At 44.6% G+C, this 24,604-nt stretch carries 16 protein-coding genes and 1 tRNA gene; 6 read left to right on the top strand and 11 right to left on the bottom strand.

The annotated features are described in order from the left end of the window. Positions 1-185: 185 nt before the first annotated feature. Positions 186-410: a hypothetical protein gene (locus QUA44_RS01095; RefSeq protein WP_333247177.1), complete on the top strand. Its 225-nt coding sequence runs from the start codon at positions 186-188 to the stop codon at positions 408-410. 275 nt (positions 411-685) lie between these two features. Here the strand turns inward: QUA44_RS01095 and QUA44_RS01090 are convergent, their stop codons facing one another. After that, a complete protein-coding gene (locus QUA44_RS01090) occupies positions 686-1,849 on the bottom strand; it encodes a quinone-dependent dihydroorotate dehydrogenase (protein WP_333247179.1) in 1,164 nt (387 codons plus the stop codon). 231 nt (positions 1,850-2,080) lie between these two features. On the opposite strand from QUA44_RS01090, the gene QUA44_RS01085 reads away from it, so the two are divergent. Beyond that, on the top strand, positions 2,081-4,999 hold the full coding sequence (locus tag QUA44_RS01085) for a GAF domain-containing protein (protein WP_333247181.1): 2,919 nt from the start codon (positions 2,081-2,083) through the stop codon (positions 4,997-4,999). Positions 5,000-5,326: 327 nt separating this feature from the next. On the opposite strand, the gene QUA44_RS01080 is transcribed toward QUA44_RS01085, so the two are convergent. Further along, positions 5,327-5,785 (bottom strand): ABA4-like family protein, encoded by a 459-nt coding sequence (locus tag QUA44_RS01080; RefSeq protein ID WP_333247183.1) that lies wholly within the window; start codon positions 5,783-5,785, stop codon positions 5,327-5,329. Positions 5,786-5,963: 178 nt separating this feature from the next. Between QUA44_RS01080 and QUA44_RS01075 the strand changes: the two genes are divergently transcribed. Next, positions 5,964-6,974 carry a leucine-rich repeat domain-containing protein gene (locus QUA44_RS01075; protein WP_333247185.1) on the top strand — a complete coding sequence of 337 codons (1,011 nt, stop codon included), beginning with the start codon at positions 5,964-5,966 and terminating at the stop codon, positions 6,972-6,974. A 284-nt stretch (positions 6,975-7,258) separates the two neighbouring features. Here the strand turns inward: QUA44_RS01075 and QUA44_RS01070 are convergent, their stop codons facing one another. Further along, positions 7,259-8,758 (bottom strand): NAD(P)/FAD-dependent oxidoreductase, encoded by a 1,500-nt coding sequence (locus tag QUA44_RS01070; RefSeq protein WP_333247187.1) that lies wholly within the window; start codon positions 8,756-8,758, stop codon positions 7,259-7,261. 70 nt (positions 8,759-8,828) lie between these two features. On the opposite strand from QUA44_RS01070, the gene QUA44_RS01065 reads away from it, so the two are divergent. Together QUA44_RS01065 and QUA44_RS01060 are read left to right on the top strand one after the other, a co-directional pair. Further along, positions 8,829-10,520: a hypothetical protein gene (locus QUA44_RS01065; RefSeq protein ID WP_333247189.1), complete on the top strand. Its 1,692-nt coding sequence runs from the start codon at positions 8,829-8,831 to the stop codon at positions 10,518-10,520. Positions 10,521-10,707: 187 nt separating this feature from the next. Further along, entirely contained in the window at positions 10,708-11,703 is a 996-nt protein-coding gene (locus QUA44_RS01060; protein ID WP_333247191.1) for a pentapeptide repeat-containing protein, read from the top strand. Between the two features lie 783 nt (positions 11,704-12,486). On the opposite strand, the gene QUA44_RS01055 is transcribed toward QUA44_RS01060, so the two are convergent. From QUA44_RS01055 to ndhL, 6 genes are all read right to left on the bottom strand, one after another. Continuing rightward, complete coding sequence (locus QUA44_RS01055) at positions 12,487-14,898, bottom strand: ATP-binding protein (RefSeq protein WP_333247522.1); 2,412 nt, start codon at positions 14,896-14,898, stop codon at positions 12,487-12,489. A gap of 252 nt (positions 14,899-15,150) precedes the next feature. Continuing rightward, complete coding sequence (locus tag QUA44_RS01050; protein ID WP_333247193.1) at positions 15,151-15,360, bottom strand: hypothetical protein; 210 nt, start codon at positions 15,358-15,360, stop codon at positions 15,151-15,153. A 688-nt stretch (positions 15,361-16,048) separates the two neighbouring features. After that, positions 16,049-16,696 carry a DUF6658 family protein gene (locus QUA44_RS01045; protein WP_333247195.1) on the bottom strand — a complete coding sequence of 216 codons (648 nt, stop codon included), beginning with the start codon at positions 16,694-16,696 and terminating at the stop codon, positions 16,049-16,051. 848 nt (positions 16,697-17,544) lie between these two features. Then, complete coding sequence (trpA, locus tag QUA44_RS01040) at positions 17,545-18,342, bottom strand: tryptophan synthase subunit alpha (RefSeq protein ID WP_333247197.1); 798 nt, start codon at positions 18,340-18,342, stop codon at positions 17,545-17,547. 286 nt (positions 18,343-18,628) lie between these two features. Continuing rightward, positions 18,629-18,934 carry a DUF3007 family protein gene (locus QUA44_RS01035; RefSeq protein ID WP_333247199.1) on the bottom strand — a complete coding sequence of 102 codons (306 nt, stop codon included), beginning with the start codon at positions 18,932-18,934 and terminating at the stop codon, positions 18,629-18,631. After that, positions 18,935-19,150, bottom strand: a complete 216-nt coding sequence (gene ndhL / locus QUA44_RS01030) for an NAD(P)H-quinone oxidoreductase subunit L (protein ID WP_193972727.1) — start codon at positions 19,148-19,150, stop codon at positions 18,935-18,937. It abuts the gene before it with no gap. A 198-nt stretch (positions 19,151-19,348) separates the two neighbouring features. Between ndhL and QUA44_RS01025 the strand changes: the two genes are divergently transcribed. After that, positions 19,349-19,433: transfer RNA gene (locus QUA44_RS01025), tRNA-Leu, on the top strand. 179 nt (positions 19,434-19,612) lie between these two features. On the opposite strand, the gene QUA44_RS01020 is transcribed toward QUA44_RS01025, so the two are convergent. Both QUA44_RS01020 and QUA44_RS01015 read right to left on the bottom strand, forming a co-directional pair. Continuing rightward, entirely contained in the window at positions 19,613-21,388 is a 1,776-nt protein-coding gene (locus QUA44_RS01020) for an ATP-binding protein (protein WP_333247201.1), read from the bottom strand. Positions 21,389-21,803: 415 nt separating this feature from the next. Beyond that, positions 21,804-24,515, bottom strand: a complete 2,712-nt coding sequence (locus tag QUA44_RS01015) for a DNA methyltransferase (RefSeq protein WP_333247203.1) — start codon at positions 24,513-24,515, stop codon at positions 21,804-21,806. Positions 24,516-24,604: the final 89 nt, after the last annotated feature.

Below are 24,604 nucleotides of genomic sequence, written 5' to 3'. Positions count from 1 at the left end.
TAACTGTAGCAGATTTGTGAAAACATCGCTAGTAAGTAAAAATAACAATTAAGTGATGGGTATCACCTCACTTGCTGATTACGATCGCCATGTAACAAAACTTCGATCGCCAAATGCCGGAAACAAACAATTTATATTTGTAGTATGGGTTATGTATGCAATAACTCAAGGAGGTGACTCATAAAATGAGAGAAAAAGAAAATAATCAGTCACAAGTCAGTCTTGAGGAATCTTGTGACAAAGCGGAGTTGAAAAAACCAGCAGCCACTCAAGACTTGTCAGAAAATGATAATTCTCAAACCGAGTCTCAAGCCTTTGAAAATCACGGTGAAGATGGTTTGAAGGCTCTAGCACGCTTAATGATGGTGAGTCTAACTTGGTCGCTGGCAGGACTTTCTAAACCAAAGTAAGTTTTTGGGTTATTGGCTATTGGTTATTGGTTATTGGTAATAAACACTGGTATTATGCCAGAGTGTGATGAATCTTTAAGTTTTAATATCCAATTCCTAATCTCTCGCCTGTGCTTTTTATAGTACAGGCTTGCCCATTGCCTAATCGGATGGGACTCAATGCCTCATCCCTGGGCTTCGCCCAATTCCCAATATCCAAATTTTATTTATATCAACCGTTTTGGGGCTTGCTATCAATCCGCCCCAAAGACACAATATTGTTGTGTCCTAATCTGCTACTTAATATTTTCCGAACCTACTGCCTCAGAAATCGAATTAAATCCTTTTTCTTCTAACTTTTGCAACAAGCCTTGTAGAATCCGGCGCACCATCCAAGGCCCTTCGTAAACCCAACCGGTGTAGACTTGAATTAAACTCGCACCGGCGGCTATTTTTTCCCAAGCATCTTCGGCGGTGAAAATGCCGCCAACTCCAATTATGGGTAATTCGCCTTTTGTATATTGCCAGATAAATCGGATTACTTCTGTCGATCGCTCCCGCACAGGAAGCCCGCTAATTCCCCCGGCTTCTTCGGCGATTGGTTTGCCTGTTTCTCGCAATATTTGTGTTTTCAATCCGTCGCGGCGAATGGTGGTATTTGTGGCGATAATTCCTGCTAGTTGGTAGGTTTTTGCTAAGTCGAGGATTGATACGATCGCCTCCGACTCCAAATCCGGCGCAATCTTGACTAAAATTGGCTTGATTCCCTGATTTTCCTGTTGCAAAATTTCCAAAATTGTGCTAAGCCCAGCAGCATCTTGGAGCGATCGCAACCCAGGCGTATTCGGAGAGGAAACGTTGACTACAAAATAGTCGCCCCAATCTTTCAGCAGCTTAAAACTCTCCCAATAGTCGGCTGCTGCCTGCTCTAACGGTGTTACCTTAGATTTACCGAGATTGATGCCCAAGGGGAAGGGAGACTGAGGCATGGGGCGCTGGGCATCGAATTTTGAATGTTTCTGTGCTGCCTGAAACCGGGCTGCCATTGCCGCGGCTCCTTGATTGTTAAATCCCATGCGGTTGAGGGCTGCACTGTCCTGAGTCAAGCGAAACAAGCGAGGTTGGGGGTTTCCCGGCTGTGGTTGACAAGTGACAGTGCCGAGTTCGGCAAAGCCAAAGCCAAAATTTGCCCAAATGTCAGCAGCTACGCCGTTTTTATCAAATCCGGCGGCCAAGCCGACAGGATTGTTAAAGCTCAGTCCCCACAAAGATTGTTCAAGGCGAGAATCTTGGACTCCCAAAGATTTCTGCAATCGAGAGAGCATTTGGCTGGTTGCGGGGTTTGACTGGGTTCTGGCTGCGAGTTCGAGAACTTGGAGAGTGCGGTTGTGCAGCCACTCGGCATCGGTTTTAAATACGGAAAACAACAGCGGGCGTACACTTGATTGATAAATATCCAATGATTTGTACTGGGGCAATTTACAAATTAGAAATGAGAAGGAAAATAAAAATATTCACGAGCAGGCAGCGAAGGCGAAGTTTTTACTTCAACTTCGATCGACTTTATCCAATGTTTGAGATTGAGGGATAAGTGAGACGATTATATTATAAGTTGACTCTTTTGCATTTTATTTTTTTGAATTTTTAAGTTAGTAATTTTAAATTAGACAAAGGTGCGGGGAAGCTTGGAAATGGGGCAGCAGCAAAGACCAAAGGATTTAGACGAACAAATCGCGACCCTAGAGCGCGTTCTCCAGACTCTCCGAGAAGAGGAGAATGTTGAAGTGCTACTTTCGACCACACTCGGTTACTTGCAAACGGAATTTGACTGGGGGTTGATTTGGATCGGGTTGTACGATCGACAGGCCCACAGATTGTTGGGGAAAGGAGGCATGACTCCTAACGGCGACCAGTCTTTTCTCAAACAGCGGTTTGCCCTCAGCCCGGGGGATTTGCTGGAACAAGTGGTGATTCAGCTCCGGCCGGTGGGAGTCCCGGATTTGCGATCGGAAAGTAGAGCCGGAGAATGGCGCAAAGCAGCTCAAAATTTCAATATTCAAGGCACGACTCTGTTTCCGCTGCGCTACAAAGACCGCTGCTACGGGGTGATTTTGCTCGGCACCCAGGTGTGGGGAGCGTCGCCCAAGTCGGGGGAAAAAACGCAGTTGGCGATCGTATTTGGAGCGCTGGCAACTGCTCTTTACCAAATAGAAAAAGACTGGCAGCGAGAACAAGTCAAACACCCAGATGAGTCTCTTTTAGCGCTGATTTCGCAGTTGGGGGAATTGCGATCGCTCGATCAATACTTGCAAGCGGTGGTCGAACAAACTCATGAATTTATCGAGCCGACGCGTACCAATGTTTATTGGTTCGAGCGAGAGCGGCGCTATTTTTGGCGCCGAGTCAGCAACCGCGAAGTTGCTCCGGGTTTGGGGGGGCCCGGCCGAGCGGCTTCGGGCATCACCGTCCAAGACTTGGGGGAATTTTATCAGGCTTTGGGCAGGGAAGAAATGGTTTGGATCGGTGAATCTCAAAGTTCTCTGAAAACTGAGCTGACAGGGCGGTTGATGCAGCAAATCCGCGCTCGCTCTCTGTTGGCTGCGCCGATTGTTTCGGAAGGGGAATTGTTGGGATTTTTGGCAGTCGAAGCCGGCGAGCCCCGGATTTGGCAAGACAATGAAAAGCATTACCTGCGGGGAGTGGCGCAGTTAGTGGCTCTGACGGCTCCGGTGTCGGAGATGGAGGAGAAAATTCAGCAAATTGAGATCGATCGAGATTTAACTGCCGGAATAGCTCACGCCATCTACAGCGATGCTGACTGGGAGGCGACTTTGAAATATACCGCCGAACAGTTGTGCGATCGGCTCAAATGCGAATACTTTTTGCTGCTGCTGTACGGCGAAGAACAAAATAGCTTTGAAATTGTCTGCCAAAATCTGCCCCGCAACCGCAGGGCAGTGCCGTCGCCACTCAACGCCCTAGATGTGGCTGACGTGGGGCTGTTGCAAGAAAGTGCACCTCTAGCTATTGAAAATTGGGAGGAAGACAGGCGGTTGGGCGCTTGGCGGGAAGTGTTGGGGGAAGCTGGGGTGCGATCGCTGTTGGCATCGAGCACTCAGGGGAAAAAGGCAGAGGGAGAAAACCCCAATCTCAAATCGAAAATCGCCAATCGCCAATCGATCAAGGGTTTGCTGGTTGTCGGGCACAGTGCAACTCGCACTTGGAGGCGATCTGAGCAAGAATTAATTCGGCTAGTGGGCCAACAACTAGGATTGATCCTGCACTCCTGGCAACAGAGTTCGGCAATCGACAAATATCAGCAATTTGAGCGATCGTTCAAATCGGGTTTGGCGGTTTTGCACCATTCTCCTGATGAGCAATCTGAGCAACCGATATCTGGTGCTTCACCGACGATGTTCCCAGAGTTGCCGCTACAAAAGCTCGATCGTAACTTTGCTCAACAGGTTTCCCAGACAATTTCCTGTCCTTTAGTAGCCGTAATTACTTGGAATCCCGGTGAGGAGGAAGGTTCAATTGCGACGGCGCTAGCTGCCAATCCCGTATTTGCCCTCAATCCCGAGGCGGTGATTCCTGTCAAAACAGATGCGTTAATCCAACAAACCCTGGCTGCTAGCGAGGTGCTGCAACAGAGCACGAGCCAACTGCCGCTGGCGACGAAGCGGTGGCTCCGCAGTCCGGGAATTGGCGAGATTCTGACGGTGGCGCTGCGGACGGCCCCAGAACACGCTCCGGCGGGCATTGTGGTGGCGGCAGACGCTCCGGGCCGCCAGTGGTCGGAGTTGTCGGTGAGTTTACTCAGCTCGATGGCGTCTCAGTTGGCTTGGTGGCGCAGGTATTTGGCGGTGCAATCTGCCGCCGAGTCGCAGCGATTGGATCTGGAGTTGCTCAACTGGTACAAACAGCGGCGTTTTGAGGAGTTTTACCGCACTGTGGGAGCGGGGGTGAAGGAGTTGGGGGAGTTGAGTGAGTCGATTTTGCAGTCGGCGAAAGAACAAAAGGATGCTCTGAAAACTTTGCGCTACCAACAGGTTTTGCGACACATTGGCAATGCTTTGGGGTCAACTCATTTGCTGCTGAAACAGGAACATTGGCGGCTGCAATTCGGACAAGATGCGGTGCCTGTGAGCGCTTGGCTGAGGCGATCGCTCGATCGAACTGCCCCCCTGGTCAAACAGTCGAAAGTCGTGCTGGAAGTGCACAGAGAAACTGCTGTGTCGATGCCTGCGGGTCAGACTTTGAGTGTTCGCGGGGACAGTATCAAGCTGGATTTGATCCTGTGCGAATTGCTGGCGACGGCTTGCAGGCGCTCTGCTGTTGGCGCCAAGATTGAGATTCGCTCTCAGTTGTTAGGGGAAGATTTGTTAGAATTGTCTGTGATCGATAGTGGCGCGTGCGATCGACAGTTAATTGCTGCCTTCAACGGCGGTTCCGGGCCCGATATATTAGCGGTTTCTGCAAATAGGTCGATCGTGCAAAATCTCTTAATTTGTCAGCGAGCGGTACGCTTAATGGGGGGAAACTTTTATTTAGAAATGTTAGAACACAATTTAATTGTCGCTCGTTTAGTCCTGCCCCTAGCCAATTCTTAAAATTCTGTAGCCGCGAGTTCACCCGACAATAACTTATGCACTCAGTAGACCTGAATTGCATAAGGAATGAGAATTAAATAACTTCCACAAGTTTGTGGGATGGGCGTCCCGCCCATCCCACAATAACAATTAAAATTGTAAGTTATTTAATTCGCGATCCTTAAGTCTTTGGTTAATACAGAAACCGCAGATGTCAGGCAGATAGACACAGATAAACGCAGATATTTTCAGGATAGGCGATCGACTTTTGCTAGAGGTATAGTCATTTCCCATCGCAAATCGCAAATCGCAAATGGTATGACATCCAAAGGAGGAGAAACCCTTTCCCTAAACCGATAAAGTAATAGTTTCCGCCGCCTCAGAACTGGGGAAAAACCTTTGAGTAATCGAAGCAGTTATAATATGAGAAAGCAATCCCATCGGCCCCGCAAAAAAACACAAAGCCAAAGAATGAACTGTCCAAACTCCTGTCCGCTGTCCTTCCAAATAAATCCAGCGCCCGACAAACAAGTCCATCACTAAAAAATGTATCCATCCCGTAGCCGCCGCTGTTTCCTCCCCCAGAAACTTAGCAATATCTGCTAGCTTGGGATTGGACAAAGCTGCCGCGTTTTCCGCAGTCAGACTGCTACCAAACAAATATATGTACAAAACGGCGAGTATCGCAAACGGAATAAAGGAATTCATCACTTTTCGGGTAATTCCCCAGTTTGGTAATAAAATCATAATTGCCCAGAAAGGCACAACGAACAGATTACCGACATTAAAAATTAGCTCTGGTGTCATAGTTGGCTCTTGGCTCCTGTGAATGCAATTCAATTAAGGATGTTAAGATTATTTTACACAATTTTTGCTGAAATTTCTCAAAAGCCGAAAAAAAGCTCATTCACAAATGAAATAGAATTGCTATACTTATCTAAAATTTCACATCTCGCATCTAAAATCGATTAAGGCAGCACAGCCCATGACAACTTATAATAACCTTTCCGAGTGGTGCAAGCAAAAAGAGAATATCTCGCTTGATGCTAAACATACGGTAGAAATACTGTTGCAAATATCAGACTCTTCCGAGTGCGATAGAGCCAACGCACTACTTTCTAATACAACAGAACTTAACCTCAAAAATCTTCAAATTACTGATATCAGCCCTATCTCATCTTTCTCTCAACTTACTAATCTCATCCTCGGCAGTAATCAAATATCTGACATCGCTCCCCTGCAATCTTTGACTAACCTGAAAACTCTGGTTATAGATGTTAATAAAATATCTGATATCAGTCCGCTTTCATCTATGAAAAATCTGAGTATACTCGTTCTCGATACCAATCAAATCTCAGACATCAGTCCCCTGGCAGATCTCACTAATCTTACCGCACTTGTCTTGTTTGACAACAAAATTTCCGACATCACTCCGGTGAAAAATTTAACTAACTTAAATGCGCTGATTCTCTACAACAATCAAATTTCAGATATCGCTCCTCTGGCCAATTTAACTGAACTCCAGACACTCTACCTTTACAATAATCAAATATCGGATATCACCCCGCTGGCTTCCTTAAAAAATCTGACTACGCTGTTTCTCTTCGGAAATGAAATATCTGACATTACTCCGCTGGCATCTCTAACTAAATTAAATAAATTGGTTTTATTCCAAAATCAAATCTCTAATATTAGTCCTTTGACATCGCTCACTAATTTAATTGAACTCAACCTCGGTAACAATCAAATCTCCGACATCAGTCCGCTGAAATCGTTAACTAATTTGACTGAACTTTATCTGTTCAACAATCCAATTTCGGATAGCAGCGCGCTGCAAGCTTTAAATAATTTATTTTTACTAGACTTGTACAATAATCAAATCTCTGATATCAGTTCCCTGCAATCTTTGCAAAAGTTAACTACCCTGGACTTGCGCGGAAATCCCATTGTTAATAAAATTTGCCCTGTCAATCCTGAATCTATATGCCGGTTTTAATTCTTAAGGTCGAGATGGCAGTTTATATAGTATAATGTTTAAGGTCAATATCAGGAGAAAGTGATGAGCGGACACGATGCTTTGATGTTAGGATTGCTGCTGTTGCCAGGTTTGGCTTTGTCGATCGCAATTATGGGGGCTTTTGCCGCTGGTGGATAATCAGTTTTTAGCACTCATCAGCACTCCAGCAAGCAGTTTACTGGTTACGAGAGGGCGGGTTGATCTATTTTTTGAGTTGCCTACAATATCTTTGGCAAAACCCGCCCGCTTCCTTCTTCCATAACTTACAAAAATTGTGCTGTCACATCGGAATTTACCAAAGTATTCGCACATAAAATACCCGATGCTGCGACGGCGGGAACGCCTATTCCGGGCATGGTGCTGTCTCCCACCCGATACAAGCCTTTGACTGGTGTTTGCGGCCCGGGAAATGTGCCTTTTCCGGCGGCGATTGCAGGCCCGTAAGTTCCTTGATATCGGCGTAAAAATCGGGCGTGGGTTAGCGGTGTGCCGATCGACTCTAAGACTATTCGCGATCGCAAATCCGGTATAATTCTTTCTAAAGCTTGAAACAGAGATTGCGATCGCTCTTGCTTTTTCTGCTGATACAATTTGCCATATTCCCAACCTTCGTAAGGTTCCAATGTATAAGCGTGAAGGGCGTGATGTCCGGGCGGCGCGAGAGTTACATCCCACACTGTAGGAATCGAAATCATGCAAGTATTTCCGGGTACTGTAATGTCAATCTTGCTGTCGTGAACGACGACGTGGTGGCCGGTCAAATCTTCTAGTCCTTCGGCTTTAATTCCTAAATGCAGGTGCATGAAACTGTCTACTGCTGGCATCGACAAAGCGTTTTTTCGGTAGCTTTCCGGCAAATCTTCAGGTCGCAGTAACTTTGTATAAGTATCCCAGACGGTGGCATTTGAAATAACAATTGGGGCGCGGATAACTTCGCCGTTTTTCAAGCGAACGCCGGTGGTTTTGCCGGATTCAACTAATATTTGCTCGACGGGAGAACCCAGGCGCAATTTTCCTCCCCAGCGCTGCAAGCCTCTGACTAAAGCATCGACGATCGCACCGCTGCCACCTACAGGATATTCGATCGCACAGCGCGATCGTTCGCCAATCATAAAAGCTATTTCCGGCGCGACGGTTCCGTGCGCTTTCAAACCCGACAGCAAAAAGCATTCCAAATCGATCAAACGCCGCACCCAAGGGTCACGCACGTCCCGATCCATCAAGGAACCTGCTGAACCCGCGATCGCACCTACTAGCGGCAACAGCTTCAGCAAAGCAGGCGAGTACCGAGACAGCAAAACAGGTATCAACTGCCAGTCGGATCTCAGTGCTAAAGCCGGGATTCCACGCAAAGCTTCATACAAAACTAATAAGTTTTGTTGAAATTGCTGCAATTCTACAGCACCTTGCGGTGCGAACTTAGCTACAGCATCTAAGTAACTTCTCGCATCAGCATAAATCGGTAAACTTCCCTCTGGAAAATGGTAATGCCCCAGCGGATCGTAGGAAATTGCTGTGATCGATTCCTCCAAAACATCAAAAACTTGCCGCAAAGGATTGAACGACCGGGGGTCAGTCAAACCGCAATAAAAAGAAGGCCCCGAATCAAAGTGAAATCCCCGGCGCGAAAAGCTGTGAGCTGCCCCGCCCGCTATGATGTGGCTCTCGCAGACGAGCACCCGCTTGCCGTAACGAGCTAGCATCGAGCCGGCGACTAAGCCACCAATACCGCTGCCAATGACGATCGTATCAAAGTCTTGCATTTATCAAATGTGGTATAATTGTATTATTTCTTGCTGAGTGTTGACAGGGTATTTTTATGGGAGGAAAACTATGAAAGCTTTATCTATTTTAGATGAAGTTGTTCGCGAATTAGAACAAGACGTGAATCTTTCGCGCATTAAAAAAATAATATTTTTTGCTTGTAAAGAGTTCTGGGAAAACGACCCTGCCCAACTCGCCAGCGCAGATGTAAGGATTTTAATCGAAGAACTGTGCGCCAAATACAGCAGGTTAGAAGATATTGAAGCAGTTTTAAATAGTATAGTCTCTAAGGTTAATAAAAAAACCGAGTATGCTTTAGTAGCAGACCTCATAGTCTGTCAACTTAGCAGGCTGTATGAATTTGAAGATTTCACCAAATTAGAAATAAACATATCTAGTTTTGGCGGTCAGGAAGCTCCCGCATTTGAAGAACACTTTAGTTCGGAAGTACCCAGCAGCGAAGAAAGGGCAAGAAACCCAGGCAAATTATTTGATGTCAGACAAAAAATTTTGCAGCAAACAAATCCGCTGAGGGCGAAAATCCTAATTTTTTCTACTCTTTATCACCAGTTTACTTTTAGCGATCGCGATTGGCTCCTGCTGAAAACTCAAGAACTTGACAATTTACTGCGACAACTGTTTAATGTCTGTGGCAGCCTAGCCGAACTAGAATCTCGATTGTACACAACTGCTAGCAATCTCGACAACAGAGATGAAAACGACCAAGCTGCGAGCGTAATCATCAAAGCGATGAATCCTTGTTACGCAAAAATGCAACAGGAAGAATCCCATGAAGCCGAATCTTCGGCTAGTGAAGATTACGATCAGACACATTTAAACAACAGTATTTATCAAGAGAGCGAGCTGGTGGACAGGCGCAGCGATTATTTTGATCCAGGCGAGATTACTAACATCCTTCAAGCTGCTCCATCTCACTATCATTATGACCCCCAAAAGAGTTACTTAGTGCCGGACACGGCAGAAAATGTACAGTTTAAAGAACCCGAAACCAGCAATAATTATGCTACCAATTTCAGACAGGAAATGGTAGAAACATTCCCAGTTGCAGAAATGCCGACTATTATCGAAATTTTAGAACCGGCTGCTCCTGTTATTATAAATATTAGCGATTCCATCAAACGAAAATTGGAATTGGAAGAAGAAATGACAGAATTAGTCAGTCAAAGTGCTAACTCCGCAACGGCGCAAATAGAAAATATATTCACCCAGTTAGAAGCTGCTTTGAACGGAAAATTTTCTACGGGAAGTGCAGAGGAGCGTTTGTACTGGAAATATAAAAATCTCAGAGAGTATGTAGGAAAAGTTCAGAAGTTTACCGATAAATTGCTGGAAATTTTGATTGAACTGGAGTCAAAAGAAAGCGGAAACTATCCTTCTGAAATCTTAGAAAACATGGCAGACAATATTTCCGAAATACCGCCGGAAAACTCTAGCCATAAAGCAAATCAGTATCAGCTTCTGGAAATGGCAAAGCAAGGCAAACCAAAGGCGATCGTCCAATTGATTAATCAATTGCTACAGCCTAAAGGAATTACTGCTACAGCGGGATTTAAAGATGGTTGGCTCCATGTAATTCTGGAGTCTGCTGAAGTACCAAATCAACAGGCTACAGCTACATACATTCACAAAAAACTGTGTACTTTAAAATCTCAATATCTTACTCATGTGAAAATTTACGGGCGACAGTTAGGTAGTAAAACAGTCTTTTGGACTCAAGAATTTGTCAATCAAATTGATTAAATGCCCCGAATCTAGTCTGAGGCTACACAAACTAACTCGGCCTGCCTCAACTGAAATTCAACAAACAAATTTCATCAAATTTCTCAGACTCAAGTCTGGCGCTACAAAAATTAAGTCCGCCTGCGCGAGCAGAAACTTAAGCAGTCTAGAAATAGCAGATTGTACCAAATTAACAACAAAAACAAATATGAATGCCAGCGAAATTTTAAGGCGATATACATCAGGAGAACTAGATTTTCAAGGTATGAATCTCAGAGGGGTATACCTGAGCGGTGCCGATTTAATTGGCGTCAATTTAAGCAGTGCTGACCTCTGGGGTGCAAACTTAGCGATGTCGTACCTGAGCAGAATTAACCTTCAGCGCGCAAATTTAACTAATGCAAAGTTGTGCGGTGCTAACTTAAATCAAGCTAACTTGAGCGGAGCCAATTTGTCCGATGCAGACTTTCACGGAGCGACTTTGCAAGGTGCAGACTTTCGCAGAGCCAATATCTCTTTGGCAGTTTTTATCGATGCAAATTTGAGCGGTGCAGATATGCGAGGTGTCAATTTGCAAGGTGCAGATTTGCGCGGTGCGTGCTTGCGGGGTGCAAATTTGCGGAAGGAGCCGCGGCTTTTTGAGGGTGCAAATTTGCGGGGTGCAAATTTGCAAGGTGCCGATTTGCGGGGCGTCAATTTGCAAGGTGCAGATTTGACTAAAGCTAATCTCTGTCACGCGAATTTGACAGAAGCTTCTCTGGGGGAAGCAAATCTGACTCAGGCGAATTTGAGCGAAGCTATTTTAGATGGCATATTTTTGACTGAAGCAACTTTGGTAGAAACAAATTTTTCTTGGGCTGTAATGACAAATGCTAAGTTGGAAAGAGCTGTGTTAATTGATGCTGAATTTGCTGGCGCTAACTTGCGGGGTGCATTTCTTCCTGATGTTAAGTTGAGCAATGCTAATTTAGTTATGGCTGACTTGAGTCGAGCTAATTTGGTGCGGGCTGATTTGAGTCGAGCTAATTTTAATCAGGCAAATTTGAGTGAAGCGGATCTGACTGATGCTTACCTGGCTAGAACAGATTTGCGCGATGCAATTTTGCACCGCACAATTTTGATTAGGGCAGATTTGAGCACTGCTAATTTAGCAGGTACTCAGTGGCGCGGTACAATTATGCCGAATGGAGAAATGCACGGGTAATTACTTCTAGTAGCAATCCTTGCAGGAGTCGTAAACTTTTTACCCCATCCCAACCCTCTCCTTATCAAGGGGAGGGAGTAAGAAATTCACAAATGATTTAGGATTGCTATATACATGGAATCTGCTGTATCTGAAATTGCTTAAGACCTTGTGTTAACAACCTGTCAGCTTCCGTTTTCCGGTCTACAAGGTTCTGAGTCAACACTTGAAAAGCAGGAGTTTTGCCTTGAACACTGGGATGAAAGAAAATTCGCCGCCACTGAGCACGGCTAGAAGTGAGAAGAGTAAGGTCGAGCCAATGGTTGGCAATTTCATCGCTTTTACTTCCTCCGTCAGATATAGCACCTGAGCCAATCTAGCGGTTATCAACCGCATGAGATACACTCAGTAAAATTCATTAGACCTGTCCCATAATTCTTGTGGAACAGGCAGGATGCCTGTTCAAGACTGGCTTTTCTGGAGATGTCTATTAGCGTTTTTGCCTCGCACACACCAATCCTCTTTCATGAGAACGAGCAACTCATAACGTTTTAAAGTAGCTCAAAGCTTGGTTCAAAAACTCGCCCATTCGCTAGGGAGAAGTCAAAAGTCTAGCTTCCCTTTCTACCGATGGCGGATTTTCCTTAAAGTTGCTGGGAAAAATTGGTGTGATTGAACAACTGCTTGATAAAAAATGATGCTACTTTAAAAGATTTATGCCAAGACTTTCAAAAAAAGACCCGAATCAAAGTCAGTATATCTTATTACGCTATCGCCCAAAAAACATTGAATTTTAATTCAAATTTATCCCTTCACAGGCAAAACGATCGCAAACTCAGTGCCAACTCCAGGCTCGCCATTCACCTCGATGCTTCCGCCATGTTTTTCTACCGCAATCTGGTGGACAATTGCCAACCCCAATCCAGTTCCTTTGCCGACACCTTTCGTCGTGAACAAATGGTCGAATATCTGGTGTTTAACTTCCTCTTTGATTCCGGTGCCGTTATCAGCAATTTTAATTTTAATGTACCCCTCGCCGACTATATCCGTGCAAATCGTGATGCGGTTGGGATTGGCGGTAATTTCGCTAAAACTGCGTCCTATATTTGACTCTTCTAAGGCATCGATCGCATTGGCAAGGATGTTCATGAAAACTTGATTCAATTGACCGGGAAAACATTCGATTTTAGGGAGATTGCCGTATTTAGTGATCACTTCGATCTGCGGGCGATGTTCGTTTGCTTTGAGGCGGTGTTTCAAAATTAAAATAGCGCTATCAATGCCTTCGTGAATATTAAAAGGAACTTTGTAGTCTTTGTCGCCTCGGGAGAAGGTACGCAAACTGTTACTGATGCTGCAAATGCGTTCGCATCCGAGTTGCATTGAATCAATCATCTTGGGTAAATCTTCCAAAAGATAATCGAGGTCTATCTCTTGGGCGTGGTCGGCTATTTCCGATTGCGATGCAGCGGAGCGATACAATTCTAAGTGTTCTATCACATCTTCCAAACTTCTTTTACCTTCGCTTAAATTGCCAGAAATAAACCCAATCGGATTGTTAATTTCGTGTGCGACTCCAGCGACTAAATTACCCAATGCCGACATTTTCTCATTTTGCACGATTTGCAGTTGTGCTTGTTGTAAATTTTTTAAAGTTCGTTCTAGCTGTTGATTTTGCTCTTGCAAAAGTTCGGCTGCTCGCTTGCGCTCAGTGGCATCAACACCCAAACCAATAATCCCGATTGTCTCGCCATGGGAATTTTTTAACTGCACTTTCGTGATTTCTAAATCGTGTAGTTTGCCGTCAACAAATCTGAGAATTTCGCTGGAGTAATGCGGCAAATCTTGGGCAAGGCAGGCGGTATCGGAAACCAAACAGCCCGCTGCATTCTCCCCCAGTATATCTTTATAATGATCGACAGCTAGGAAATCGCTCAGAGGCACACCCACATCTTGAGAAAATGTCTTGTTCAAAAACTGAACTTTACCACTGAGATTAACCATCCAAATCCAAATCGGAGCGACATCAAGAATCGCTTGGAGCATTTTTTTCTGATCGGCAAGCTGAGCTTCGGTTCGGCTAATTTTTACTAGCGATCGCTCTAATTGTTGGTTGTAATCCTGATATTTTTTATATAGCAGAGCATTTTGCAAACTGATGGCTGCCTGGGAACACAGGAGATTGAGAAGTTGCAGGCGATCGCGGGTGAAAACTCTTGCGGTTAAGCGATTTTCCAGATACAAAATGCCGACTAAGTTGCCTTGATCGAGAATCGGCCAACACAACAGGCTCTGCGGTTGGTATTTGAGGATGTAGGAGTCGGAATCCCAATCACGTTGTTGAGCGAGATCCCGAACTATCACAGGTTTCAATAAATTTTGAACGCAGTCAACAATTTTGAGGGGCAAGATATCGCTGTTGTCATCGAGTTTTGCGGATGATAAGTCGATCGCCCATTCGAGTCCCGAATTGTCGAGCGCGCTGGTAGCCCTGATTTCCCATTGATTCCCGTTTGACAAAATCAGCGCTCCTTTGTCAGCTCCTGTATTTTTCATCGCCAGTTGCATCAGTTTGGCAATCAGTTGATCGAGTTCTCTTTCACTAGAGAGCGCTTGACAAGCTTTTAGCAGTGTTGAAAAATTCCCGAAATCTGAGACGCTCGCCGAAACAGACGGATGAATGGATGGATGAATGGATGGATGAAGCGATTGATTTGGCACCGCAGGTGTAGGAAAATTTGCTAATGGATTTGCAGGGAGTTTTGCGGGTTCTAAAATCGGTTTTAATAATTGAGGATAACGTTTTTCTAAGTCATCAATTTTGGCTCTATCTCCCCAGCGGAAATAGCAATCATAGGCATCTATCATGTAGAGTCGGGCAATTTTTTCTCTTCCTAATGACAGGTAAAACTTAGCAGCGAGTTCGCAGCCAAGAGCTTCTTCATTGACATATTCGTTAGCTTTAGCTCCGGTAATAGCTCGATCATAAAGTTCCATTGCTTCTGCTGTCTGTCCCATAACGCCCAGCAATTCTGCTTCAACCAGATCGAACTTGTGTTGGTAATTGATCGGCGTATGCTGCGCGAATTCTTTGAGTTTTTTCTGACTAGCCCCAACGCGCTTCAGGATTTGTTGGCGCTCCGCCGGTGCGGCATCTGCATAGATTGCCAAATCTGCCAGCGCATCATAAAAGTCGTGCATCATCGTTACTAGCATCAAAACACAATTCCCAAGATAAGGTTTGCCTCCATTTCCCCTGTCGATTGGCTACGGATTACGGCTGGAATATATCCCGAATCCGTGGCCTCTTTTTGTTAAAATTTATCCACCTCCATCTGGCAGGTAACAGTCAAGATTAATTGAAAGATTGGAAGGTTTAATGTATTTGTAAATAATCGGTCTGCGTTCGAGTTCGTCGAGAATGTCTGTTCGGTTGAGGACTATTTCTACCGAGCCAATTAACGATCGCTAATGCAACTTTTTGGGATTTTGGCAGCACCGCGTCCCGGAACTCCTCCGCCACAAGGACGTAGGTTTGAGAATTTTAGCGGCGGGTGGTTGGTCTTTGTCGCGCACGAACCGATCGATAGCCGATCGAGAATCTGTGTACAATTGCGCGATCGGGCGATATCCCGGCATTACCGCAGTCAAATCTAGTACATTTATTATTGTGTCCATATCGGCTGACCTCAACTCCGACATTAGCTTGACAAAACTTAGTGTATCTATCTTAGGGCATAAACCGCATAATTTTTGATCGCCCGATCGAAAATTCCAATTATCTGTTAATGAACAACATTTTATACTTTGGCGATCGCGATTAAAGCTTTTTACTTACGTATAAGTTTTTGCTGTTAATCTCAAATGCGATTCAATGAAGGCGAAATACCGTAGAAACACCGCCTTATCATGTCTTGAAAAATACAATGGGTCATAAATTGAATTTAATATAGCTCGATCGCCCAAATTTCCGCGAAGCCGGTCAAAAAGTTAATACCTTAAAAAGTCCAAATACAATCTATATAAATTATAAAGAATCAGTCGTGAAAGCAGTAGCATTCCAGTCCCCCCTAGAAAAGGACAGGGCATTTGGATTGTGGTGAAACCCCCCTGCACTCTACTTCCAGGCTAATAGCCCTCCCAGGGGTTAAAACCAAATCAAATAGTAATAGGCAGTAGTCTTCACAGGACTTTACCTAGATTCCGACAGGGGTTTTAACCCCTGTCGGAATCTAGCTTCCCGAGAAGGAAACAGCGTTATTTGATATTAGTTGATCGCGTCTGCCACTGTTTCTGCCACTCGTTGAGTTATTTCGAGATATCGATTCACTTTCCAGCGAACCTTGTTCGAGGCATCTTCAGCGTTCTATTGTGCATCTCGCGCTGCATCATTGATATTTTCTTGGCCGCCGCTGGTACCGTATCTCAGGGACTCAGTACCCTCTGATACTCTTTCTTTTGCTCCCTCGGTAGCTTCTTTAACAATATCTTTTGCTCCCTTCAAGCCTTCGCGAGTGTTTTCTTTAAGATTAGCAAAGCCTTGTTTGGTTTTGTCGCCAAAGTCATCAGCTTTGCGCTGGGCTGTGCGAGCATCGTCCTTCACCTTTTGGCCAATTTGGTCGAGTTTGTCAGGCGCGTCATCCGCTACCCGCCGTACATTTTCGCCTACATTGTTGCTAGATTTCGTGTCAATGCGTTTCTGGGCTTGATCTTTGAGAAGCTGAGCTTTTGCTTCTGTTGTTGTCATCTTTTTGTTTCTAGGATCGACATCGCTGTAATCGTTCATGCCGCCTTTGAATTCGGAAGTTACAGCCCCTGAAGGCACTTCTTCTCTAATTTTGTCGGCAGTTTTTCCTACCTTCACATCAGTTTTTCCTACTATCGCATCAGTGTTTCCGGCCGTCACATCAGGGCGGCTGCAGGCCGTACTCACTAATACTAAAATGCCAGCCAGAAACACTGTTAAAATTTGTACAGCTCGAATTTTTTTCAGAAATGCAGTTAGTCTCTTCATAAAAATGCTCGGTAAGTGGGAAACAAGCGTGGCTTGAGCCCTGAGAGGGAAACGACGCGGCGGTTTCAACCGCTTTGAATCCCCTTTCTGGGTTGGAGAGGTATGGTTGCCCCTCCGATGGAGATATGGTTGTCTCCTTTCTCCCTTGCGGGGTAATGTTCGCCTCGACCTGGTTATAAAGGCTTGTTAGACCTGCAACACTGTTTCAGTGACTTTAAAACTGTTTAATTGCAGATGACAGAGCGGAAAACTGGCGTCGCATTCGCCGGTGTCGTGACCTAAATAACGTCTCCGCCATGCGGGGGGTCTGGTCAGAACAGCTTGCAATTTCTTACAAGCTCAGTGGCACTTAGCCCTGAGTTCCTGACAAAAATGCTCCTTTCTATTGTGAGATGATCAAATGCCTGGTGGTTCTGTAGATGGCTAGCCTTACCAAATTAGGCACTTAAACACTTTTTTTACTATACGAATAGAAACCGTAGCTTTTCATCTATCCCAAGTTACATTCCTTAAGTTATAGCAGAAGGAAGAAGGAAGAAGGAAGAAGGAAAAAGGAAGAAGGAAAAAGGAAAAAGGAATGGACAATCCTCAATCTTCTACCAATTATTAAAAGTCGCAGCACCCCGCGCAGGACAAGGCAAAGTCGTTTCCCTACATAGCTGTTTGGTTCTCTGTGCGGGCACTGCGTAGAAACGTTTTGCATTTTGGGATCAAAAAAAACCTTCTAGTCAGGAACTAGAAGGAAGGTGGTGTATTATCTCAAGTACAACAAGGTCTTTAATCGCAATTGTGGCGGCACATCCCGATCGCACACATCTGTCTAATGGCTGAAAGTATCTGTACAGTTGCTAATCATTTTGAATCGCTGTTTTGAGACTTTTGCAGAATTCGCCGATCGCCTCTAAACCCTGTTCTGGAGTACCTTCTGCCAAGCGTTTGACAAAAGCACTGCCAACAATCACAGCATCTGCACCCCATTCTTTCACTTGGCGAGCGTGTTCGGGTTTCGATATACCAAACCCGACGCCGATGGGTTTGTCGGTGATGCTTCGGAGTTCTTGCAGCAACTCTTTTGCTCTCGTTTCTAAGCCTTCGCGTACTCCCGTAACCCCCGTCACGCTGACCAAGTAAATAAATCCTTGAGACTCCCGAGCGATCGCTTCTATGCGACTTTTGGGACTTGTGGGAGCAACTAATAATGTTAGTTCAATCCCTAATTTGTTGGCAGGTTGGATGAGACTGTCAGCTTCTTCTAAGGGCAAGTCTGGGACAACCAATCCCTGAACTCCGGCACTTTTGATTTGTTGCAAAAAGGTTTCTATACCTCGGTACAAAATCGGGTTGTAGTAGGTAAAGAGAATAATGGGCGATCGCAAATTCGGACTAACTTTCGCTACCATTTCCAGCACCGCATCTAACCGCGTTCCCCGCTGTAGAGCCCTTGTAGCAGCGGCTTGAATCACCGGCCCGTCAGCTAGCGGGTCAGAATAGGGAACCCCAAGCTCGATCGCATCTGCACCGTTATCATCCAAAATTTGCAGTGCTTTAGCTGTTGTCTCCAAGTCTGGGTCGCCAGCAGTAATAAAAGGAATCAATGCACATTGGTGGTTCTTGCGTAACGTTTCAAAACAATTAGAAATAGTCATTAGGCAGTTGGCAGTTGGTTGTTGGCAGTTGGTTGTTGGCAGTTGGTTGTTGGCAGTTGGTTGTTGGCAGTTGGTTGTTGGCAGTTGGTTGTTGGTATTAGCTAATAACAACTAATATCATGTCCGATCGATTAACCATAATATCCCGGTCGGGGCGGGTTTTTGAGATTGTCAATTATTGGCAGGTATTGTTGGCTCACGGGCCCCTACAAAAATCGCGGTCGCTCGACCGGACATGATATAACCACTAACCACTGACAACTGACAACTGACAACTAACCACTGACTAACTATCTTTTTCCTGCTCAATTTCCGCTTGAAGTTTGGCTAATTCTTCAGGAGTGAGTGCATCTAGCTGCTTCTGCAAAACAGCATCTTTGTACTCTTTCAGTTGCTCGCTGTAGGTCATACTTTGAGTCAGCGCTCGAAATAAATAAGTCACCAGCCAGCCAATCAAGCCAGCAACCAAAAATAACTGACTCCAAATGCCTGCATTCATGCTGTCGAGTCCGGCGAATTGCAGTAGCAAGTAGACCAAGCCACCCGCTACAAAAAAGCCGAGACTGATTCCAATTACGTCAATACGTCGCATTTAGGCTTCTATCTGCCGCCGTTTGGGGCGAAAATTCAAAAACGGAGCTAGGAGGAACATACCTGGGAAGAAGAAGAACATCAAGAAGTACATGAAGCCACGCTCAAAAGAGGTAGCCACGTACCAGCGGCTGTTCAGGTAAGCGTAGGTGGCCGCGGGTACTACCAGGAGGTAGGCTCCTGCCAAGACGGCGTAAAGCAGTAAGGTAATATACATAGATTTGCTTTAGGGGAATAATAACACGGGTAAGTCAGTTGACAGGCTGCGTTAGCTGGTTAACTATTGTACCGCTTGGGGAGATCCAGCGCGACTTTTGGGAATTTTTTGATTAGGGGTTGCGTAAATTGGGGTTTTGGCTGTAGAATAAAAGGCTGTTGCTGTCAGTGAATCAAATCCACAGCAATTTGACAAAAGGGGGGTGTGGCGGAATGGTAGACGCTACGGACTTAAAATCCGTTGACCCGAAACGGTCGTGTGGGTTCAAGTCCCTCCACCCCCATCAAATTCTATCCTTTGTGAGTTAATAAGCTGTTGCGGCATTTAACTTTATTTTTTTCGGGCGATGCTCAAAGCCCACCCCACAATAGTTTTAATAAAGAGGATTCTTCAAGTTAGATGCGCGCCAGCTTGTAGTAATTCTTGCAAGATTTGTGGGATGGGCTTCTAGCCCGTCCTATATTACGCAGCAACTGGCAAAGTAATCGCAAATTCCGTGCCCTGTCCTATTTGAGAATTTACCTCAATTTTGCCGTGATGCTTGGCAAGGATTTGATAGGAAATAGCCAATCCCAATCCAGTGCCTTTGCCGATCGACTTTGTAGTAAAAAATGGGTCAAATATCTGTTGGGTACTGGCGGAGGCAATTCCCGGCCCGTTATCCCGAATCTTGACGGTGACAGTATTGTCGGCTGTAATTTCCGTGCTAATCCAAATGGTTGGCGAATAGCCTTTGTCTTCCTTTTTCACCTCCTCCAGCGCATCTATTGCATTACTAATAATATTCATAAATACTTGATTGAGTTGGGCTGGATAGCACTCAACCGCAGGCAACTTGCCGTATTGTTTAATAACTTGAATACCTTGTTTGAGTCGGTGATTGAGAATGACGAGGGTGCTATCAATTCCTTCGTGAATATCGGCTGATTTCATTTTTCCATCGTCCGATCGCGAAAAATTCCGCATGGATACGACAATTTCGCGAATGCGATCGGCTCCCATTTTCATCGAACAGAGGGTTTTTGGTAAATCTTCTCTGAGAAATTCGAGTTCAATGTCTTCGATGCGCTCTAAAATTGCATCTGGTGGGTTGGGATAGGATTGTTGATAGAGAGTTACCAAACCTGTCAAATCTTCGATGTATTGCTTGGCATAGTCAATGTTGCCACCGATGAAGTTGACGGGATTATTGATTTCGTGGGCTATCCCTGCAACCATTTGACCGAGAGATGACATTTTTTCGGTCTGAATTAATTGGGATTGAGTTTGTTTTAGTTCTTGTGTATACTCGCTAACTCGCTGAATCAATTGATTGAAAGAGGCCGCTAAAACTCCGATTTCGTCTTCGGTTTTGACTGGTACTTGCAGGTTGAAGTTCGATTCGCGAGTGACTTGCTGAGCAAAATTAGTGACGGTTTCGATGGGTTGGGCGATCGCGCGGCTAGTTTTGCGAGCAAGTAACACGGCGATGAGTGCTGAAATTAGCATACTCCCGATAATAATTCGGTTTCGCAAACCTTCAGTTTCTTCTAATGCTTCCACTCCTTGCAGTTTGTGAACTTCTACTGCAGCAATTAGCTCGGTTAAACTCTGAGCAAAGTTATCTAGTACGATCGCCTCTTGACCGCTGCTAGTCCTCAACATTTGTAGCTGTGCGGACTCGATTCTGTTGGGTGGCAAGTTCCAAACTTCCGCTTCTTTTAACTGCAATTTAATTAGCTGAGCGTAGTAATCAATAACGATGGCAGATCTCTTCAATATAGCCTGTAATGCTGCCTCTTCTGTTGGTAATCCCTGGGGATTTTCTCGTGCGAAAGATTCAATTTCTGAAATCAGGATTTTCGCCTGATTGATTTGCTGGACAAACCGATCGTGCTCGTATTGCAGCCACAGCGTGTTTCCCAAAACGGCCGGCAATCTCGCTGCGTGCGATCGGGCTTCAAATACGGTATTTTGCAAATTTTGCAGCAGTTGCTGCTGTTGCCCAGCAACATTTACCTGAATTAAAGCTTGCTTGCGAAAGTAGTCTCCGACTTTCAGTCCCGTACCCGTGCCAAAAATCGCTATGCCAATCGCTAAAGCATAGCCATAGCTAATTTTTTGACCGATCCGCAAATGATTGAATCGTTCCCTCAGCCAATTTAAATTAATAAATGAATGCGGGAGCAAGTTTTTTTTAAGATAGCAATTTGACTCTACTTTACTATCTTGGCGCTGAGTGTGGGTAAATAATAACATTTAAAGTTCCTCCCAAAATAATCAGGAGTTGTTGACATCCTGCACAATTTTTTGTAAGTTTTAAAAACAGCCAAAACCGAAATTTATGGGTGTATCATTTAACCTGGGTTAAAACTTATAATATTTCGGCTCTTACTCCTGAAAAAATGCGATCGGGAGATCCGACAGTTTTTTTGGCTTTTAACTTTTGGCGTAATTTTGGGGCGGACAGTCGGTTGCGTACAAAATATTGAAACTATTTTTTGTCTTAAGTCCACCAGATAAATGCTGTTTTCGCTGCTAGCAGACGCAATTTAGCCGATCCCTTCTTAATTATCTCTGTTATTATGCGAGAATGTTTGTGATCTGTATCAACAATCTATGTGATTTTACGCAGATTTACAAAACTTATAATAACTGCGATTAGTATTTTTACTCAGTTGGGGACACAAGGTCCAACTACGGGTTCTCCCCGTTTTTCTTTTTCTGCCAGTTCTAGGTTTAATTCCAGCAGTTTTGCTAAGATATCGTCGCTGTCAGTAAATCCGTAAGCTGCATTACATTGGCGATCGAGCGCTTCATGGAGTTTATAAAGTTGGCTGGTTGGTTCTGCAAAAAACTTGTTGTAAAGCTGAGTAATTCCCCACTGTTTTGATGACATTTGTTGAGTGCGGTATTCGTGAAGTTCGACAGCAGTTGCGCGAATTTGCTCTACTAATTGCTTCGCTACTGTCTGGGGAAATGGGAAAGTTTCAAAACAGGTATTGTGGGTGTAAGCGATATCTGCTTTGAGAGTTGATTTTTGAGCGTGCATCCAAGTCCGGTGTACTTGAGATGAGAGAATGCCAAACACATAAAAATCATCAGAGGCAACAACTACTGATTTGTCTCCCGGCAGCCAGCTAACGGGGGCGGGAATGAAGACAGCCCATTTTGAAACTCTCGGCACAGTAAAGTAGTGAGATAACGGTGCGATCGCCTTTCTCATTGCAGGTCGCTTTTCCCCATATTTCCACCAATTAAGTTTAGTTGATTCTCTCCGATTATCATCCCGTTCAGGCTTTACATTAGCTTTCACGTATTCAAAAGGTAGCAGGTATTCACTCGCGTCTTCAATGTTCATATCATTAAAGTCAATAATCCAGCGTTCCGGCGTACCGTTAGGATTTTTTGCTAAATTTGCACCCATTGAAAATAGTTTAAGAACCTCTTGATTTTTAGCATCTGCTTTCACCCAATTCTCAACTTGTTGGTGAGTAACAATAAATCCTTTTCCAACCGGGATTACACCTTGAAAGCATCTGTTTGAATTAGCTAACAATTTCGCAGCTTGAGAAACATCAATCGTAGCTTGCAGCGAAGAATTAATATTTAAAACTGGGCGACCATCTAAATTGTAACGTTTCGGCTCTGACTTGCTCCAATTAACAATACTTACATGAACTTTAGCTTCACCCGACCAAGGTTGAGTAGAAATAGCATCATAAATATAACCGCCATTTTGAGCAATATAATCTAAACCAGCAGCGCGGTTTTTCCCTTGACTGATTGAATTAGTAGCCACCAAACCAGCCCGGCCATTAGTGCCTAAATTATTATGAGCAATCCGAAACCAATAAGAGCAAAAATCCACAGAATCTTTGACATCTGAAAACCGTTCAAATACGCAGTCAATATATTTGTCATTCAGTGTCATTCTCATATGCTTTCCCCCTAAAAATGGCGGATTTCCGATAATCGCGTCCGCCTTCACCCACTCAGTAAACAAAGCATCAGCACAGACAATATTTTGATCCAAAGTATCCAAAGGCAAAGAAGGTTCTTGCAATCCCAAATTATCAATCGCCACCTTGCGGCCAATCATCAGCGTCACCCGCGCCAACTCAACCGCAAACGAGTTAATATCCATACCATAAAATTGCTGCGGCGTCACTACTGAAAGGTAAACTTTTGAACCTTCACAGTCATTTAACTTATCTAACAATAACTTTTCAATCTGCTTGAGTTCCTGATATGCCACATAGAGAAAATTTCCCGAACCGCAGGCGGGATCTAGTACCCGATATCTACCTATTTCCTGGTGCAGTTTTTGCAGTTCCTTAACTGTAGTTGCAGCTTGAATCCGTTCCTCCCAGTAATAAGTAATCGTTGGTAAAACAATCCGCCGAATGTCTCCCTCAGAGGTGAAGTGAATGCCATGTGCGTGTCGCTGTTTTTTATCATTCTTCAACGCCCCCTCAAAGATATTGCCGAAAATAGAAGGGCGTACTTTACTCCAATTTTGTTCGGCACAAACTTCTAATATTTTTAACTCTCCCGGTTGCAATTCTATGGGGTGAATCTCTGAAAATAAGCCGCCATTAAAATATTCCACACCTTTATAACGTCCCGATGGCGTGACTCCATCCTGGTTCATTGCTTGAAATAAGCCGCCTAAAACATCGTAGGTACTTGCCCCTTCCAGACAATCTTTGACGCAGCGAGTAAAGAGTCCTAGTGGCAAAAGTCCCCTATCTTCCGCAAACATTGCTAACACGCACTGCAACACAAATCGCTGGGCTTGAAGCTCATTAAATTTAGGAGATTTGCGCTCTTTTTCGCGCTCAATTAGCATTTCCAGCAACATCCCCATCCTGCTAGCAGCTTTTTCTGTAATCTCGACTTGATTATTTTTAAATATCGGGCGACGGACGACAGATTCCATAAAGGCAAAAGCGGGCGATCGCGCTGGCAATTGCTTTAATGCTATAATGTCTAAAGGTTCATCAGGCTGAAGGTCAAAATCGTAAATGTGAAATTCATCAAAATTGCACATCATCACGTAGCGAGGGCGATCGTCTTTTTTTAGGCGCAGATAATACCGCTCAGTTTGGGCGCGATACTCTCTTTTAGTTAAGTCTTCTCCCCGCTTTTTCATTTCAATCAAAACGTGCTTTTTCCATACCAAATCAGCAAATCCCATTTGACCTTTCTTGCTAGCTTTTTCGATGCGTTGTTCATAGGTTGCGCCTGCTTCTAATGTCCCCTCGTGACCGAATGCCTGAAAAAAGCGGTCTAAAAATACCTGTGCTTGTCCTTTTTCATCGCCTGTAATGTTTTGTTGGCAGTAGGCGACGAATTTGTGGAGGCTTTCGGGGGTGGCTGGCATGGGAGGATAGTTTTAAAGGCCTGATTAATTAGTATAATCTGCTATCTTGTATTATTGTTATCTTTTGTCATAGCCCGCCAGGGAATAAA

The sequence above is a fragment of the Microcoleus sp. N9_A2 genome (assembly GCF_036701775.1).
Lineage (GTDB): Bacteria > Cyanobacteriota > Cyanobacteriia > Cyanobacteriales > Microcoleaceae > Microcoleus.
The sequence above is the reverse complement of the archived record's forward strand: the minus strand, read 5'-3'. Positions and strand labels throughout refer to the sequence as shown.